Annotated in this window: 16 protein-coding genes; 8 read left to right on the top strand and 8 right to left on the bottom strand. The window is 39.8% G+C overall.

All coding sequences use genetic code 11. The annotated features are described in order from the left end of the window. Positions 1–255 precede the first annotated feature (255 nt). Entirely contained in the window at positions 256–837 is a 582-nt protein-coding gene (locus tag H5119_RS06470; protein ID WP_182701647.1) for a hypothetical protein, read from the top strand. 203 nt (positions 838–1,040) lie between these two features. Further along, a complete protein-coding gene (gene chrA / locus H5119_RS06475) occupies positions 1,041–2,198 on the top strand; it encodes a chromate efflux transporter (RefSeq protein WP_182701697.1) in 1,158 nt (385 codons plus the stop codon). Here the strand turns inward: chrA and H5119_RS06480 are convergent. The 4 genes from H5119_RS06480 to speA all read right to left on the bottom strand — a co-directional run bounded on the left by H5119_RS06480 (position 2,158) and on the right by speA (position 7,182). Further along, positions 2,158–3,417: a mechanosensitive ion channel family protein gene (locus H5119_RS06480; protein ID WP_077536340.1), complete on the bottom strand. Its 1,260-nt coding sequence runs from the start codon at positions 3,415–3,417 to the stop codon at positions 2,158–2,160. The genes chrA and H5119_RS06480 overlap by 41 nt on opposite strands. After that, positions 3,414–4,334 carry an acetyltransferase gene (locus tag H5119_RS06485; protein ID WP_182701648.1) on the bottom strand — a complete coding sequence of 307 codons (921 nt, stop codon included), beginning with the start codon at positions 4,332–4,334 and terminating at the stop codon, positions 3,414–3,416. The genes H5119_RS06480 and H5119_RS06485 overlap by 4 nt, the downstream gene beginning before the upstream one ends. Positions 4,335–4,359: 25 nt before the next feature. Next, complete coding sequence (locus H5119_RS06490) at positions 4,360–5,238, bottom strand: acyltransferase (protein ID WP_182701649.1); 879 nt, start codon at positions 5,236–5,238, stop codon at positions 4,360–4,362. A 63-nt stretch (positions 5,239–5,301) separates the two neighbouring features. Further along, complete coding sequence (gene speA, locus H5119_RS06495; protein ID WP_182701650.1) at positions 5,302–7,182, bottom strand: biosynthetic arginine decarboxylase; 1,881 nt, start codon at positions 7,180–7,182, stop codon at positions 5,302–5,304. 198 nt (positions 7,183–7,380) lie between these two features. Here speA and speE point away from each other — a divergent pair, with 198 nt between their 5' ends. After that, positions 7,381–8,244 (top strand): polyamine aminopropyltransferase, encoded by an 864-nt coding sequence (gene speE, locus H5119_RS06500; protein ID WP_182701651.1) that lies wholly within the window; start codon positions 7,381–7,383, stop codon positions 8,242–8,244. A 59-nt stretch (positions 8,245–8,303) separates the two neighbouring features. Here the strand turns inward: speE and H5119_RS06505 are convergent, their stop codons facing one another. Further along, positions 8,304–9,536, bottom strand: coding sequence for a hypothetical protein (locus H5119_RS06505; RefSeq protein ID WP_182701652.1), 1,233 nt, complete (start codon positions 9,534–9,536; stop codon positions 8,304–8,306). Next, the gene (locus H5119_RS06510) at positions 9,523–10,152 is read right to left on the bottom strand and encodes a methylamine utilization protein (protein WP_182701653.1); all 630 of its coding nucleotides are present in this window, start codon (positions 10,150–10,152) and stop codon (positions 9,523–9,525) included. The genes H5119_RS06505 and H5119_RS06510 overlap by 14 nt, the downstream gene beginning before the upstream one ends. 162 nt (positions 10,153–10,314) lie before the next feature. Here H5119_RS06510 and H5119_RS06515 point away from each other — a divergent pair, with 162 nt between their 5' ends. After that, on the top strand, positions 10,315–12,357 hold the full coding sequence (locus H5119_RS06515; protein WP_182701654.1) for a glycoside hydrolase family 97 protein: 2,043 nt from the start codon (positions 10,315–10,317) through the stop codon (positions 12,355–12,357). A 559-nt stretch (positions 12,358–12,916) separates the two neighbouring features. Next, entirely contained in the window at positions 12,917–14,077 is a 1,161-nt protein-coding gene (locus H5119_RS06520; RefSeq protein ID WP_182701655.1) for a tryptophan 7-halogenase, read from the top strand. Positions 14,078–14,240: 163 nt separating this feature from the next. On the opposite strand, the gene envZ is transcribed toward H5119_RS06520, so the two are convergent. Further along, positions 14,241–15,557: a two-component system sensor histidine kinase EnvZ gene (gene envZ / locus H5119_RS06525; RefSeq protein ID WP_182701656.1), complete on the bottom strand. Its 1,317-nt coding sequence runs from the start codon at positions 15,555–15,557 to the stop codon at positions 14,241–14,243. 5 nt (positions 15,558–15,562) lie between these two features. After that, positions 15,563–16,282: a two-component system response regulator OmpR gene (ompR, locus tag H5119_RS06530; protein WP_077536349.1), complete on the bottom strand. Its 720-nt coding sequence runs from the start codon at positions 16,280–16,282 to the stop codon at positions 15,563–15,565. 171 nt (positions 16,283–16,453) lie between these two features. On the opposite strand from ompR, the gene greB reads away from it, so the two are divergent. The 3 genes from greB to H5119_RS06545 all read left to right on the top strand — a co-directional run bounded on the left by greB (position 16,454) and on the right by H5119_RS06545 (position 18,154). After that, positions 16,454–16,936, top strand: coding sequence for a transcription elongation factor GreB (gene greB / locus H5119_RS06535; RefSeq protein WP_077536350.1), 483 nt, complete (start codon positions 16,454–16,456; stop codon positions 16,934–16,936). Between the two features lie 274 nt (positions 16,937–17,210). Beyond that, positions 17,211–17,522, top strand: coding sequence for a hypothetical protein (locus tag H5119_RS06540; RefSeq protein ID WP_077536351.1), 312 nt, complete (start codon positions 17,211–17,213; stop codon positions 17,520–17,522). 50 nt (positions 17,523–17,572) lie between these two features. After that, positions 17,573–18,154, top strand: a complete 582-nt coding sequence (locus H5119_RS06545) for a CBS domain-containing protein (protein WP_182701657.1) — start codon at positions 17,573–17,575, stop codon at positions 18,152–18,154. The last annotated feature ends 52 nt before the right edge of the window (positions 18,155–18,206 follow it).

Consider the following 18,206-nt stretch of genomic DNA (forward strand, 5'->3'; position numbering starts at 1 on the left):
TTAAATTTGCAGCAGTCTGTTTGGTATTTAGGCAAGGCAGAGCCTATGTAGTGTGGTTATTCCCCATAAATGGGCGATAACGTAGCATTAATGCCAAACAGGCGCTGCCCAAAGGGTTCTTCCTAAGGGCTATTTACTCTTTGTTGCTCGGTTTTTACTTAGCCCACTAGGTTACAAACCTCGCGCCGCGATTAAATAGCCCCTAGTTTGAACAAATTTTAATCCGCAAAGATCAACAGACCCTAAGGTAATTTAATGGAAAATTTTGATAAAATCTACGCTGTTAGCGTTAATGTAGGTGAATACCTACTTTTACAAGAAACGATGTTTGAGCAATCTATGCAGTTAACAAACAACGATATTTTTACTTTTGACGGTACGCCAAAAAATGATAATTGGCGTCCTGTAGATGTTGATTGGTTGGTAGTTGAAGGTGAAACCCCGACTAACAAACCAGATATAGCTGGATGGGGGGCTATGTCGCTCGCTATACCTATTGCTTTACAAAAAGTATTTGAGCTTACGTTAAAGAGTTCTTGTGAGTTTTTACCATTAAACTTAAATGGTGAGAGTTGGTTTGCATTAAATATCTTAGGTCAGCAAGTAGCTATTAATGAAGAGCATACAGAGTTAAATTTAAAAAATGGCCGTGTTAACAGGGTAAGGCGCTTTAAAAAGTTAGTCCTCAGTAAAGGTGCTATACAACAGGGTGGATTATTCAAAGTTAAGGGAGCCGGTATTTTCACCTTTTGTACAGATCAAAAGGGCGGCCTACATGACTTGGTGAAACAGCATAACCTGAAAGGCTTAAAGTTTACTGAGGTAAATGCGGTTTAATGTATTAGCTTTCGCTGTTTGCTCTCTGAATTAGAGGTGTATCCATAACGAGCCCTATTAGCCACGCCTGACAGATAAAAATAGGCTTATTCAATTTAAAGCAGTGCACTTTAAGTTATATACGCTAACTAATGTGCCATTTTAATAAAAATGTCATACTCCCTTGTGACAATTTAATGAATTTCACAAAGGATATGAGCGCAATGTTGTTTGCTATTTTTAGACAGTTTTTTTTACTAGGGTGCATGAGCTTTGGCGGCCCAGCTGCGCATTTGGGTTACTTTAAGCGCCACTTTGTAGATACATTAAATTGGTTAACTAGTGCCCGTTACGCGCAGCTTATTAGTTTAAGCCAAGCACTGCCAGGGCCTGGTTCTAGCCAAGTTAGTTTTGCGATTGGTGTTGAGCGGGCTGGTGCATTAGGTGGTATAGCTGCGTTTTTAGGCTTTACGCTACCCTCGTTTTTAATAATGATGCTGCTGGCTATCAGTGTGCATCAGTTTGACGCTGTTTACTTTGCTATTATTGCAGGCTTAAAATTATTTGCCGTTGTTATTGTGGCTGATGCCACGTTTAGTATGGCTAAAAGCTTTTGTACTAGTATTACACTTAAGCTACTTGCGGTAATGAGTACACTTGCTTTGGTGTTGTTTCCGATGCTTGGTACACAAATCGCTATTTTAATAACCGCTGCAATTACTGGTGCTATATGGCCTTTATTAAAACTCGGCTCACCAACTGAAACAGAAAATACGAGTAGTAAAAAAAATAACATCAATTGGATTGCACTGGGACCCTTTGCACTACTACTAGCCGTTAGCTTTTTTCCTCTAGGTCAAGAATTTGCTTTGTTTGCGCCTTTTTATCAAGCAGGTGCAATGGTATTTGGCGGCGGGCACGTAGTGTTACCAGTATTACAAGCAGGTGTCCCTGCGTTAACTGACGATCAGTTTTTAAGTGCTTACGCGAGCGCGCAAGCTGTGCCTGGACCTATGTTTACTATTGCTACTTACTTAGGCGCACAACTTACTACTGAGCAGCCTTTAATGGGTGCACTTATAGCTACACTGCTTATATTTATGCCTGGCTTTTTACTTATTTTGGCATTTCAGAAGAGCTGGCTTAATTTGGCAAGTAAGCCACGCTTTGCAAGCTCAATTGCAGCGCTTAATGCGGCAGTAGTCGGTTTTTTAGCGGCGGCACTGTATTCGCCAATTTGGACTTCGGCGGTGCATAACCTTTGGCAAGTAGCTTTAGTGATACTCGCGTTTGCATGGCTGCGATTTAAAAAGCCACCTATTTGGTGGCTATTAATCGTATTTATTGCTGTGGGTCTTGGCCAGCATTATTGGGCACTTTAATACTAGGCTTATCTATTTGCGGTGTGTTTGTTGGTGGGCTTAATTGCCCGCTAACACTTTGATAAGCTCGTAACCCAAAAATAGGCAATACAGCCAATAAATGATCCATTATTTCGGCTTGTAAGTGTTCGTACGAAATCCAGCGTTTATCTTCACTAAAGCAATAAAACTCAATCGGTAAACCATGATTAAGTGGTTGTAGCTCTCGTACCATTAAGGTAAGTGAGGTATTAATTTTGCTGTGTTGCTTTAAATAGCCTTCGGCATAGCGGCGAAATAGCCCCAAGTTAGAGACAGGATCGGGCAATGTGGTGATGCGAATATATTCGTGTAGCGGGATTGCAGCGTTAATTTGCTTTCTAAACTCGTCACCCACCAAGCAAATGCTATTCATATCAATATTAAGTGAACGCTTAATACGTCGCCCACCGGATTCTTGCATGCCTCGCCAATTTTTAAACGAGCCCGCCACCAACATATAAGTAGGAATGGTTGTGATGGTATTATCCCAGTTACGCACTTTTACGGTATTTAACCCTAAATCAATCACCTCGCCATCAGCGCCATAATTTTCTACTTGGATCCAATCACCATACGTTACCAAACGATTTGCAGCAATTTGAATGCTCGCTACAAAGCCTAATATAGTGTCTTTAAATACCAATAATGTAACCGCCGCAATTGCGCCAAAACCAGAGAGAATATAGGTAGGCGATTTTTCCAGCACTATGCTCACAATTAAAATGCCACATACAATAAAGGTAATGAGCTTAACAACCTGAATTAAACCCTGGATAGGCACTTCACGGGCAAATTCAAGCTGGTTATAAATAGCGCCAGCAATACTCACTATGCTGCTTATAATAAAGCCAACGTAGATAATTAATAAAGCCTGCCCTACCGTTTTTAATATTTCGGCGGCCAATTCGTTAACCGGATAAACACTGTCGAAAGTCGCTAAAAACAAAACACAACAAAGCAACCCTGCAATGCGTTTGTTGAGCTTGGTTAACATTGGAGAAAGTGCGCCAATACGCTCAGGAGACAATTTAGTGACGACCTTTTGAATGCCTGGCAGCATTAAACGACGTGTAAACAAATATAAAATGAGTAAAGAGCATACCCCGATTGCTGTGGCGGTAATTGAGCTAAGAAAATTTGCATCGGGTACTTTTTCAAACCAAGGAGCAATTAACTCCTGCAGGTGTGTGTTGGTCATAGTGTTTCAATTTCCTTACTGATTTTTGGCTCTGGTAAGTCTTGTTGCGCATAGATATCGGCAAGTTGCTGATCTTTAGTAACCCATAGTTCATTCACATAATGTTGAAAATTGGCTTTAAATACGTCATCACTTTGATAACTGCCCTGCATTTTCTCATCAATAGGGATAACCTCAATCGACACATAAATAGAATCCAATTCACCTTTTAACAAGTTACGGCAAACATGATCGGTTTTACCGCTGTAAACTAAACTTGTATTGAGCATGGCATCAAATTGATCGGCCAACACTTCAAGTGCAAAAGCAATACCGCCAGCTTTAGGCTTTAGTAAATGTTTAAAGGGACTTTGTTGCAAGCTATGCTTAGCTGGCGTGTAGCGTGTACCCTCTACAAAATTAATGATAGTTGTTGGGTGATGACGAAAGTTACGACAGCTATGCTTGGTACGCTCTACATCCAGCCCTTTGAGCTTAGGATTTTTAGCAAGTTGTGCTTTGCTTACCCGTTTCATAAACGGCATACCCATAGCCCACGCACCAGTGCCTATAAAGGGCACGTATTTGAGCTCATCTTTTAAAAAAAACTTAGGAGCTGGCAATGCATGTAATGAGCTAAGTACGGTTATATCTAACCAGCTTGCGTGATTACAGATCAGTAAATACCAGCTTTTTGAGTTTAAATCGCCACTAATATCAACCACAATATTCGGACAACCTAACCAAAGCCCTAAACGATTGCCGTTACACCAACCACGATAAGCGCTATGCAATATAGAATTAACAATAGATAAAGGAAGCAATAACTTAATAAGGCCCAGCATTAATACCAGTGAGCCAAAAAGTATGACATTAGAAAACAATACACAGCCTACAATTAAGCCGTTAAGCCAGTTTGGTAACCATTTTTTTAGCATAACCGTAAGCTCATATTTTTACCTTTTATTTAGGGATGTTTTCAAGCGATTGTAATGTTTGCTCTTTGTCTTCCCATAAACGATTTAGTTCACTTTGAAAGCGCACTCTAAATTCAGAGTCACCGGTGTAGTCACCGATTAACTCTTCGCTTACCGGCCTTACTTCCACGTGTATGTTAATATTTTTTACTCTGCCACCAGCAAAATCCATAAAAGTAGGAATACCATCAGGGTAATGAATGGTGACATTAACTACTTTAGTTATTTGCTCACCCATTGCTTGCATTACAAACGCGATACCGCCCGCTTTTGGCTTGAGTAAGTGTGGAAATGGGCTATCTTGACGCTTGTGTTTGGACGCTGTAAAACGCGTACCTTCCACGAAGTTAACCACACTTACCGGCATTTCTTTGAATTTTTCGCAAGCTTTACGCGTTGTTTCTAAATCTTTGCCACGTAGCTTAGGATTCTTTTTTAATTGGCTTTTACTGGTACGCGTCATAAATGGGAAATCAAGCGCCCACCAACATAATCCTAAAATAGGCACGTAAATAAGCTCTTTTTTTAAAAAGAAGTTTAAAAATGGAATTTTACGATTAAATACGCGCTGCAATACTAAAATATCGACCCAGCTTTGGTGGTTTGCAATAACCAAATACCAATCTTTTAGCTTAAGATCTTCAAGGCCACTTACGTTAAGTTTTGTTGGCGTAAACAACTTTTGATTTAAGCTATTAAAGGTAACCCAAACAGTTGCGAATTGCTTAGCAGCCCAGCTCATTATTTTTTGTAATGGCTTGATTGGAATAAGCTTTATAAGCCCACAAATAAAGATAGGTACAAACCAAAAGAGTGTGTTTATTGCGTACAAAATAATACTAAGTACACCGCGAATAACTGACATTACTTCTACTTCCTTTAAACATGGCGCAGCAACTTTATTGCTGCGCTTTAAGTTGCTTACAAATTAATCTTCAAAATAAGTATAGCCTTCAAGGCCTGCATTAAGCTCAGCTAAGTAACCTTCTTTACACTGCGTCGATACATCAAGTTTATTAACTTGATACGCAAAGTTATCGGCTAAAATGGCGCTATCATAGTCAACAAACTTTAATACATCCTTAACGCTATCACCTTTTATGGCATTGGTTAATACATAACCATCGTCGTTAAGCTCCACATGCACAGAATCAGTATCGCCAAACAAGTTATGTAAATCACCTAAAATTTCTTGATACGCCCCGACCATAAACATGGCAATATGATATTGCTCACCGTGCTTGTATTCTGGAATTGGTAAGCTGGTTTCAATACCCGCTCCTTCAACGTATTCACGGATTTGCCCGTCAGAATCACAGGTAATATCTTGAATAATCGCACGTTGCGTCAATGGTTGAGTTAAATTTTCGATTGGCATAACCGGAAATAACTGCTGAATACCCCACACATCTGGCAATGACTGAAACAATGAAAAATTAACAAACAACTTATCAGCCAACTTTTCGTTTAAATCATCGAGCACTTCTCGATGAGCACGCGCATTATTACTAAGCGATGCACGTACGCGGTGTAAAATAGTAAAGTAAAGCTGCTCTATTTTCGCCCACTCTACCATGCTCACTAAACCATGCACGTATTGATCGTGCGCCTCGCTAAATAGGTGCATAGCATCGTGATAAATTTCTAGCGCCATACGCGGATTTAAACGCTGTAAACACTGCCACATTTCATCAAGTACTAATGCGCTGTTTTCAAGCGGTGCTTCTGGATTTAAATAATTTGGCGCTTTTTCTACATCAATAACATCGGTAATTAACACGGCATGATGGGCGGTTAATGCGCGACCTGACTCGGTGATAATAGCCGGATGCGTAAGGTTATGCTGGTCGCACACTTCGGCAAATGCATTCACTACATTACGCGCATATTCTTCAACCGTGTAGTTCATCGAACACGCACTGCGTGAGCCAGAGCCTTCGTAATCAACACCTAAACCGCCACCCACATCAACCGTATTTAGCGGTACATTTAATTGCGTAAGTTCAGCAAAATGGCGTGCACATTCACGTAAAGCGCGGTGAATATCGCGAATATTGGCAATTTGGGAACCAATATGAAAATGCACCATTTGCATCAAGTGCAATTTGTTATGCTTTTTAAGCACTTCAACAGCGCTTAGCACTTGACCCGCTGTTAAACCAAATTTACCTTTTTCGCCACCGGTATTTTGCCATTTGCCTTTACCGACTGAATTTAGGCGAATGCGAATACCAATAGCAGGCTCAATGCCTAGGTTGTCTATTTCTTCAAGTAGTGTGGTCAATTCTGACAACTTTTCTACCACAATTTTTACGCTGTGCCCCATTGCTTGACCAATACACGCTAAGCGTAAAAACTCACTGTCTTTATAGCCGTTACACACAATAGTAATTGGCTCTTTTGCTACACCCAAAATGGCCATCAGCTCTGGCTTTGAGCCTGCTTCTAGGCCAACAAGTCCGCTTGGGTGCGCTAATAGTTTACTGACTACGGAGCGCTGCTGATTTACTTTAATTGGGTAAACGCAGGTGTATTTACCATTGTACTGACGATTTGCTCGTGCTTGCGTAAATGCATTTGTGAGCGTGTCTACACGGTTTTGTAAAATATCGGTAAAGCGCACTAAAACCGGCAACGTTAAACCTTGTTGTTTAAACTGCTCAGTTAATTGCGTTAAAGAAATGGCCGGTTTTGTTTGGTCGCCATCAGGGTAAGCCACCAGTTCGCCTTGTGCGTTAATATCAAAATAACCATCGCTCCAATGAGCAACGTTATAAGTAGCGCGTGCTGTTTCTAAACCCCAGGTCATGGCAACTCTTCTTTAATCAATTAGGTATAAAGGCGCATTTTAATACGTCATGATCTCCTAGGCTAACAAAAATTGAACTTTCACTCACTCCTAACTAACTTTATTCGTTAAATCAGTTAAAATGTCGTTGAGCAAAACGCCAAGCACTGGCAGAATTGCCCCTTTTTCATACTCAACCTAAAAAGTGTAATAGCAACTATGGCAAATTTAGATCAAAGTAAGTGGTTTACTGAAATTAGCGACCGTGATGGCAGCGCATTTTCATTACGTATTAACAAAAAGTTAGATGAAAAACAGTCTCCTTTTCAGAAGGTAGAAATGTTTGAAACCACAGACTTTGGTAATTTAATGATCATCGACGGGTGTACTATGGTAACAACCCGCGAAAACTTCTTTTATCATGAGATGATCAGCCACCCTGCACTTTTAGCACACCCAAACCCTAAAAACGTGGTTATTATTGGTGGTGGCGACTGCGGTACTTTACGCGAGGTATTAAAACACCCAGGCGTAGAAACTGTAACGCAAATAGACATAGATGAAGTAGTTACGCAAATGTCGTTAAAGTACTTCCCAGAGCTTTGCGAGTCTAACAACGACGCCCGTGCAACAGTGATGTTTGACGACGGTATTAAATATATGCGCGAAGCGGCTGGCGAATCCATTGACGTGGTTATTGTTGATGGCACAGATCCTGTAGGCCCAGGCGAAGGTTTGTTTAATCATGCATTTTATACAAGCTGTTTAAATGCACTGCGCCCAGGTGGTATTTTAGTGCAACAAAGTGAATCACCACTTATGCATATGCCATTATTAGTTGAAATGCGCGAAGCAATGTTAAGCGTAGGCTTTAACGATTTACAAACACTGCCATTCCCGCAACCAATTTACCCAAGTGGTTTATGGTCGGTAACACTTGCACGTAAATCACAAGCATTTGACGGTTTTAGAGAAGACGGCGCAGCACAAATAGCCGAGCAAAGTGAATACTACAACAGTGGTATTCATCATGGCGCACTCGCGACACCTAACTACATGAAACGCGCGTTTGATAAAAAATAATCTATACCCATTTTATTAAACTAAAAGGGGAGCTTTTATAAGCTCCCCTTTTTTATGCTTTAAAATCGCCATTGCGCGTTTAACATTACTTGTTGCTGCGAGATTCGTTCATTAAAGTTTATTGCCGCCCTATTTGCAGCAAAGCTTTTAAGTGCTGACGCCTCTATCCCTAGTTGTATTTTTTTACTAAGGTCATAACGCCATGTTGCTGTTAACCCTTCGCCATAACTTGCATTGGGGTCAAACGCAGTGGTGTCGTTGTCAGTTACTTTAAAATAATCGTAACGTAACGACACCCTGTGTTTATTTTCTTTATGACTGAGCATTACATAATGACTATAAAAGGCATTATTTATTAGTAAGTTACCCCCCATTGCCGTTTTGCCATTAAGTATTTGTGCAATTAAACGTGTTTTTTTACTAAATTTATATAACCACGCAGCACTCACAAAGCGGGTATCCCATGCATACTGCCCAGAACTAATATTCACCTTAGTGGGATCGCCATTATTATCGTAGTAATACACTCGAAATTGTGACTGTTTTAAGTAATCCCAATGCATACCCACGTAATAGCCAAAACGCCCGTCTACTTCTTCAAATGGTAAAACCTGATTAGCCTGCCAACGTAATTCGTATGCATTTAATGCCGTTATAGGCGCAAATTTAATACTTTCGTTAAATGTAGTTTGTCTATCGTGTAATGCAAAACCACGCCAAGATAATAACGTGCCAGCAGGATCGTTACCTTTAAATGTAGCGCCTACAACACTAAAGCTATGTGCGCTATTAAAGCGTTTAGCTGGGCGCTTAATAGTTACTTCTGCACCAACAGTACGTACTTCTTCACCAATCCAACTGTTAATAGCTGAGTTTGTGTAGTTATAAGGAGAAGTCCAGCCTATATCAGGATTTTCTAACGACATCAGCGGGTAAAAGCCACCTACGCGCACGTGCCATTTATAATCACTGTTAGAGAGTGGCTGATACTTTACATAAGCTTGCGTAAACCCCAAGCCAACGTCAGGATCTTGATTAGCGTTTAACACACCATGAGCCGACCAGCTAGATGCTAAATCAACACTAAAATCTAAAATACCTTGGGACAAAGTAAGCTCATCACTTTGAGTATCGTGGCGATACAAACCAATGCCTCCTTCTTGCCAACTAAGCACGTTATCACCTTGTACAGCTCTAATTTGTAATAAGCCTTTTACTTGTGCATTCGATGCGCAGCAAAACAAGACGGCACAGCTTAACAATGTTGCCTTAAAAAAATTATTCGTAATCATCAAATTCATCCGTGACGAAGTCAATTTGCTCAATTATTGCCTGCTTAACTTTATAGGTAAGTGGTGTTGAGCTTATAGTTACAGGTTCTGATTCAACATTACTGATATCGCCAAACCCAGAGTGCCATACACTTAATTTGTACTCGCCTGCTACCGCTGTTAATTCAACCTTGCCAGTGTCATCAGTAATCGCAAAAATAGTGCTATCAACCACAACTATATAGCCCAGCATCCAATCGTGAATATTACAACCAAGCTCAACAACGCCTGTTTGCTCAAACACTAAAGGTGCTTTAGGTTGCTCTTTATAAAGCTTTAATTCAAATGTTTTAGCCTCAGAAAATGAGTAAACATGATGCATAATAGAATCAGCATTAGGGAACTCCACTTTGGCATTTTGCGGAACGACTAAAATACGCGGTGTAAATTCTCTATTTTTTTGGCTCATTAGATAAGGTGTACTGGGTAAAGTAATTTTCTCTGAGGTATTTTTTGCAGTTAACCATACAACAGCATTAGCTATGGGCTCATTTTTTGTATTTTTAATTATTATGCTAACTGCTGCGGCTTGCCAGCTTGAGACCATTAATATGGTAAAGACGAAAAATTTGATCATTAGCTTCCTAATTCTTATTTTCAATTTATTTACATTATAGACCGAGTAGCTTGATAATTTCTTTCTCTTTTTTATAACATTGAATACGTATGTAGAAAGTCGTATTCCTTAACAACTGCCTTTATGCTGGTTGATTCACACTGACACACCCAAGGATCAACAATGAGAACATCAGCACTCTTACTTTTAGCTTTTTCGAGTGGTTGCTTTGCTCAGACAGCTACGCTGCAATCTCCTAACGGCAATATAAAAATTATAATATCAGATGAACAAAGTACGCCTACTTACTCTATTGATTTTAAGAATAAGCCCGTAATAAACAACTCAGCTCTTGGATTTGAATTTAAACAACAAGCCCCTTTTAGTGAGGGCTTTAAAATCACCAAAACTCAAGATCGCACTATAGATACACAATGGCAATTACCTTGGGGTGAACGCCAAACTGTTACCGATAATCATAATGAGATTACCGTAACATTTAACAAGACGCAGCCTCAAGGCGGCACTTTTACCGTTAGGTTTAGAGCATTTAACAATGGTGTTGGCTTTAGATACGAAGTACCAAAACAGGCTGGTTTTGACAACATAGAAATAACAAAAGAACTGACCGAATTTGCTATAACCAATAGTAACGATGCCACGGCATGGTGGATCCCTGCTCGTGGTTGGAACCGTTATGAGTATGTTTATAACACCACCCCGCTAAATGATGCGGCTTTAGTACACACGCCATTTACTTTTAAAAATAAAGACGGCATACATTTTAGTATCCACGAAGCTGCCCTTGTTGATTACGCAGCAATGGTACTTAATCAGCGCCGCCCAGGTACATTTCAGGCTGATTTAACACCTTGGTCAGATGGGATTGCAGTTAAAAAGCAAGGGGCATTTACTACGCCATGGCGCACGATTCAAATGGGTGAAAGTGCCGTAGATTTAATTAACTCTGACATTATTTTAAACCTAAATGAGCCGAATAAATTAGGCGATGTATCTTGGGTTAAGCCTGGTAAATATGTTGGTATTTGGTGGGGGATGCATATAAATACCCAAACATGGGGGAGCGGCGAAAAACATGGCGCGACCACTCAAACAACTAAATACTACATGGACTTTGCAGCACAATATGGTTTTGATGGTGTGTTAGTTGAAGGTTGGAACATTGGCTGGGATGGCGATTGGTTTTCTAATGGCGATGTATTTAGCTTTACCCAACCTTATGACGACTTCGATATAGCCGCGCTTACTAAATATGGTAAAGAAAAAGGCGTGCAGCTCATTGGTCATCACGAAACATCCGGCAGTGTAAGTAACTATCGCAACCAAATGGAGGATGCGTTTACTCTTTACGAAAAATCAAATGTAAGCCAAGTAAAAACAGGCTACGTAGCCGATGGCGGAAATATTAAACGTATCGACGAAAACGGAATAGCTCGCCATGAATGGCACGATGGCCAGTTTATGGTTAACGAATATCTTTATAACGTAAAGCTAGCTGCTAAGCATAAAATTAGTATTAACACCCACGAACCAATTAAAGATACGGGTCTTCGTCGCACTTATCCAAACTGGATTGCCCGCGAAGGTGCACGCGGACAGGAGTTTAATGCATGGGGCACGCCTCCAAACCCACCAGAACACGTACCAATGCTTGCTTTTACCCGTATGCTAGCAGGTCCAATGGACTTTACCCCTGGTATTTTTGATATGAGCTTTAATGGCCTAGGTGACGATACTAATCGGCCGCAAACTACGCTTGCTAAGCAACTGGCACTTTATGTGGTGTTATATAGCCCAATTCAAATGGCGGCCGACTTACCTAAAAACTATTTAGCTAAACCTGATGCATTTCAATTTATTCAAGATGTACCCACAGATTGGCAGCAAAGCATTGCGCTTGATGGTGAAGTTGGCGACTTTATTGTGTTTGCACGCAAAGAGCGAAAAAGTGATAAGTACTCAGGAAATGACTGGTATTTAGGCGCTGTCACCGACGAAAAAGCTCGTACTATGACAGTACCATTAGACTTTCTAGAGCAAGGTAAAAAGTTTGAAGCGCAAATTTATAAAGATGGTCAAAATGCAGAGTGGAAAAATAAACCATACGACTTAACTATAGAAAAACGTATTGTTACTGCAAGCGATAAACTAACGCTTAAGCTTGCTACTAGTGGCGGTGTCGCGATTCGCTTTAAAGCACTTTAAAGCGCCGATGTAATAAGTATCTTGGATATTGAATCAGCTGCAGTAAATTTACTGCAGCTGGTTTAAGTAGTGATTTACTTCTGCCTGATATCTTGCCTATAAGCCTTGCTCTATAATTAACCTGAACTGTGGATAATAAATCTATCTCACACAGCTATTTTCAGCGCTAACTGCGTTAAATTTACTGAAATCTCTGGTTAGAGAAAAATAAACTTAAATGCTCATCTGCTTTAAATGAATTTTGGGCATAAAAACTCATCCATTCTAAACATCATGTTAGCCGCTGTAATACTCTGTAATAGATTTCTCTAAGTGCATCACCTACCCTTTGTCAATATTCTTCAAAAATTGGTAGCTAAATACCATATTTATTCAATATAAACATCTCAATCGCTGAGAAAGGAATATTCGCCGTGGCTAACAAAGAAAAATCAACGTTCTTATTCATTAATCACAAGCTGGATAAATCCAGCAATGAAAACGCCATATCCTTATCGAATATTATAATTCTTTTATCTCTCGATTTGCCTAGTACGCTCAACCTAGCGATGAAACATTCATGATTAAAAGCGATGAATTTAAAAGCAGTGTTGTAATAATTGGTGCAGGTGTGGCTGGCTGTATTGCTGCGCTTGCTTTATGTGACTCTTATAAAGTAACACTCATCGATCAATCTGCATTTCCTGAGGAACGTATTGGAGAGTGTTTGGCACCCGCAGCAAAACGGATTTTACAACAGCTCAATTTATTAGACGAGTTTGAAGGCCTATTAGAAACAGATATCGCACTTCCCCATCATTTGCATAATGCCGGAATAAAGATAAGTTGGGGTCAAGAGGCACGTCACATTGCAGATAACCTTAGTAATACCGATGGATTCGGCTGGAGGCTCGATCGTAAAAAGTTCGAACTTTTTTTACGTGAAAAAGCTCAGCAGCGTGGTGTAGAGTGCATTTGGCCTGTCAAACTAAGCAACAGTCAATACCAAGAAAATTCGTGGCATATCACCCTTGTTAATTCCGATCCAGACTCAAGCACAGCGCAAGAAACAAATATAGCATGTCCATTCGTTATTGATGCGACAGGTCGTCAAGCTCATTTCGCCAAAAAATACACTAATCGTCAGCAAAATGATCGCTTAATATCATGTTGGGCAACGCTAGCTGATAACAGTGAAAATAAATTGGGTGATATTGTCTCAACTGAGAGTGGCTGGTGGTATAGTGCGCCACTTCCAAACCAACGTCGTGTTTTAGCCTTTCAAACCGATTCAGATCTCATTCCTAAAGAACTGCATCGCGATCCATTGTTTTTTATTCAACATGCTCAACAGCAACCAGCACTAGCAAAGTTATTAGATAACAATCAAGAAACATTAGATCTACAAGGCATTGTAAGCGCTAACTCAACACGTTTAAATACTTTCTCTGGTCAACAATGGGCTGCATTAGGTGATGCAGCTATGAGCTTTGATCCCTTATCATCGCAGGGGATTTTTAACGCAATGGCAAGCGCGATGCAATTGGCATTACTGCTTCAAAAATCAAATATACTAAAAGTTATCGATAACGATATACAACAGCACTTTAATAAAACCTATCAGCAACAAATAGAGCAAATATGGCGTCATTATTTACATCACCAGCACTATTTTTATCATCAAGAACAACGTTGGTCGAGCATGCCTTTTTGGCAGCGTAGGCATCAATATAGAGCATAACGAATGATCCACATCATAGTTAACCTGAACTCTGGATAATAAATCGATCTTGAGCAACTATTTTCAGCGCTAACCGCGTTGAATTTATTTGCAATAGGCCAGCTATTGACGCGTAAATTCGCCTTGCTTTCACTGAAAATCTCTTAACCAGAGCTCAGGTTAGTTATTCTTTTGGACTAATATGCTTTAAAGGCAAATAAACTTTCGCACTTAATCCGCCCTCAGGCCGATTAGAAAGTTTGACCTTTCCATCGTGCATATCAATAATTCGCTTAATAATAGCAAGACCTAAACCACTGCCTTCACTGCCACGCGCGGCATCACCTTGCTTAAATGGCTCAAACACTGATTCAAGTTCACTTTCAGGGATCCCTGGCCCATTATCTTTCACTTCAATAACTGCATATTTTTTATTTGAATTAAAGTAACTAAGTACTTCAATATCCCCTTCGGAGTAGCGTCGAGCATTTCCTATCATATTCGTTATAACGCGTTTAATTGCCACTATACTGAGCGGGATTTTACCAATATTAGGATTACTCTTAAATGTAATTAAACGTTGATGCTGCAGCTCAGAGTGCACAACCTCCGCCACTAAAGCATTAATATCTTCGCAAATAAGTTCTTCACGCTTATGGTGGCGTAAGTACTCTATAAATTGATCAATAATGCCGTTCATATCTTCAATATCGTAAATAATTCCGTCACGCAAAAATTCATCGGTATCTGCCATCATTTCAGTCGCTAAACGAATACGAGTGAGCGGCGTACGTAAATCGTGAGACACACCCGCCATTAATAATCGACGGTCATTTTCAAGCTCAGCAATACCGCGCGACATTTGATTAAATGCTCGCGTTACCTCAATTACTTCTGTGGAACCTTGCTCTCCTACTTTAGTTGAAAAGTCCCCTACACTCACTTTAATCGCCGCTTGTTGTAATGCTTTTAAAGGGCGATTCAAGTGCCTAGCAAACAGCCAACCACCTAGCACACTTAAAAATCCGATACTTGATAAGTAAAAAGTTAAAAACTCTAGATTATTTTCTTTAAATCCAATTAATGGCACTTTTACCCAGTAACCAGGGGCCTGTGGAGCCTCCACCCAATATATCAGCGGGCCAGTTTGGCTAATTCTTACTCGCGAAAAACCGTCCAGCTGCTCAGACATACTCCGTGATAACCCTGAGTACTCGCGACTTTGACCAAGTCCATTACGCATAGCTTCTCGTTGAGTCATGACTTCTATGCCTGTGATCTCAAAAAACTTTTCTGAAACCTCATCATTGATCTCTACGCCATCTTCCCAATCAATAAATACTGTTTTAATTTGTTTGGCGAGCATTAAATTAACTTGCTCAATAGTCGGCTTTACAACATATAAACTCACTGTTACGTAAGACACGATTTGGTTTATTAGCAGCAATGCTGCTACTAAAAAAACCGTTTGCCCAAATGCACTGCGTGGAAACATCCCCATATAAATTACTTTTCACCATCCGGCACAAACACATAACCCAAACCCCATACAGTTTGGATATAACGCGGGTTAGCGGCATCAATTTCGATCATCCGACGAAGTCGAGATACTTGCACATCAATACTTCTCTCAAGCGCACTGTAATCTCTACCTCGCGCTAGATTCATTAGTTTATCTCGACTAAGCGGCTCTCGCGGATGAGATACCAGCGCCTTAAGCACAGCAAACTCACCACTCGTTAAAGAAACTGTTTTATCGCCTTCGCTCATTTCGCGCGTTGCTAAGTTAAGCGTAAATTTACCAAATGCGATTAGATTTTCTTCTGCGGCGGGAGCGCCCGGCACTTCTTTTGCGCGACGGCGTAAAATAGCTTTAATACGCGCAAGCAACTCGCGAGGATTAAACGGCTTAGGAATGTAATCATCAGCCCCTAATTCAAGGCCGATAATACGATCTACTTCGTCACCTTTAGCGGTGAGCATAACAATAGGGATTTCATTTTCTTTTTGACGTAAACGGCGACAAATCGACAAACCGTCTTCACCAGGGAGCATTAAATCGAGCACCATTAAATGAAAATTTTCACGTTCGAGGAGCCTATCCATTTGCTCTGAATTACCTGCGGTTCTAACGATAAAGCCTTGCTCTACTAAATAACGTTCAAGCAAACTGCGTAAACGCATGTCGTCATCAACAACCAATACTTTTGTGGTTTCGTGTCCCATTGTCTCTTTCTTATTTTTATATCCAATTACTGGTTAATATAAATGAAAAACCTAATAATCAAAACTAATTACCCGCTTAGATTGTTACTGAACATTTCAAAAATTTTAAACTCGACAAATTTTACTAATTTTATTACCTTGCCCAACATGAGCATTTAAAAAGAATATACCGTGAAAACAAATTTAGTTACCCGCGAAGGCTACTTACAGCTGCAACAAGAACACGATCATTTATGGAATGTAAAACGCCCTGAAGTTACAAAAATAGTGAGCTGGGCAGCAAGCCTAGGCGATCGTTCTGAAAATGCAGATTATCAGTACAACAAAAGATTACTACGCCAAATAGATCGCCGCGTGCGTTATTTGCGCAAACGCATTCCCGACCTGAAAATTATTGATTATTCCTCCGTTCAAGATGGAAAAGTTTTTTTTGGCGCATGGGTCGAAATTGAAAACGAGCAAGGCGACATTAAAAAATTCAGAATTGTAGGGCCTGACGAAATTTACGACCGTAAGGACTATATTTCTATCGACTCACCGATGGCACGTGCATTAATTAAAAAACAGGTTGATGACGATTTTGCAGTAATGACGCCACAAGGTAAAAAGGAGTGGTATATAAATTCTATTGATTATCAAAAAAATATATCGTAGGTTTTGATTCAGATCATGTTAACTTTTGATTGTTTAAATTATACCAATAAGCTATAAATGAATTTATTCTAATACCAATTGCATTAAATTAGTGATCTATTATAGCGATAAGAAAATAGCTCAATAACAAGGCTAAAATTATGATACATAGTTGTTCTATATAAATAATTTTTAACGTAGTTAGTGAGTTATTTAATACACTAGAATGATCATGTTTTTAATAAAATTGGTATAATTATGATGTTTTAATTTGAGATTAGTTAAGGTCGTCGTTATGTCAAACGTAGTACAGCGCATATTAAGTAATGCCGTATTGTTTGCACTTTTAATGGGTGTAAGCTTAACGCTGCACGCCAACGCTACCGAAGCTAATTTAGATCATGTAACAACCTCTAATCATTTTATTGCTTGTGATGTTCCTGACCAAGTAAACCTAGACCTTGACGCAGATTCTTTCGTTAATGTTACTTCCTTTAAGGCGCCTCAACCACTCCCTAAAGACACGCACTCGTTTTACGAGAGTTCAATTTTAGACAGACCTTTTAGCACGGCTTATCAGCGTGGACCACCTAGCTATTCAATTTAACTCATTGTTTTAAATATTGATTAAATTTTATAACTAATAAGGTGACTATTATGTCTAACTTTAAAGAATTGCGTACTCAAAATATTTCTCACGGCGTTATTGCTAGCACATTTGTAGATGAGCAACCATTAATTGATTTAACCTCTCCAGCACTAAAAGTAGTAAACAGCTTTACTCAAAAAATACCTGTGCGTGCACAACACGAAACAACAATTGAGTCGGCACTTAAGCAAATTAATGCCCAACAGTCTGATTTTATTTTGGTCACTGATGATACTCATAAATTGGTTGGCATTGTTTCTAGCGCTGATTTGCAAAGCTCAAAAATTACGATTATTGCCCAACGTTTAAATACCCCCCGTAGCGAAGTTAGTCTACGCCATATAATGACACCCATCAGCCAGTTGATGGGGGTAAGCATGCAAAGCTTAAGCTACTCATGTATTGGTGATGCGCTGCAAACTATGGAACATCAAGGTGTTATGTTCTTATTAGTTACTACAGCTAATAACGAAATTTGCGGCTTAATCTCGGCTCGTCAAATTGCTAAAACATTGCATATTCCACTGCATATTAGCCCTATTGCTCACTCATTCAGTGAAGTATTAGAAAACATAGAGCACCCTCATTAAGGGTCCTTTTGACAGCATAATACTCCCCCCGAGCCAACCATCTTAAAGCAAG

Origin of the sequence: Pseudoalteromonas sp. SG45-5 (assembly GCF_014164085.1) — a bacterium.
In the GTDB taxonomy this organism is placed as follows: domain Bacteria; phylum Pseudomonadota; class Gammaproteobacteria; order Enterobacterales; family Alteromonadaceae; genus Pseudoalteromonas; species Pseudoalteromonas aliena.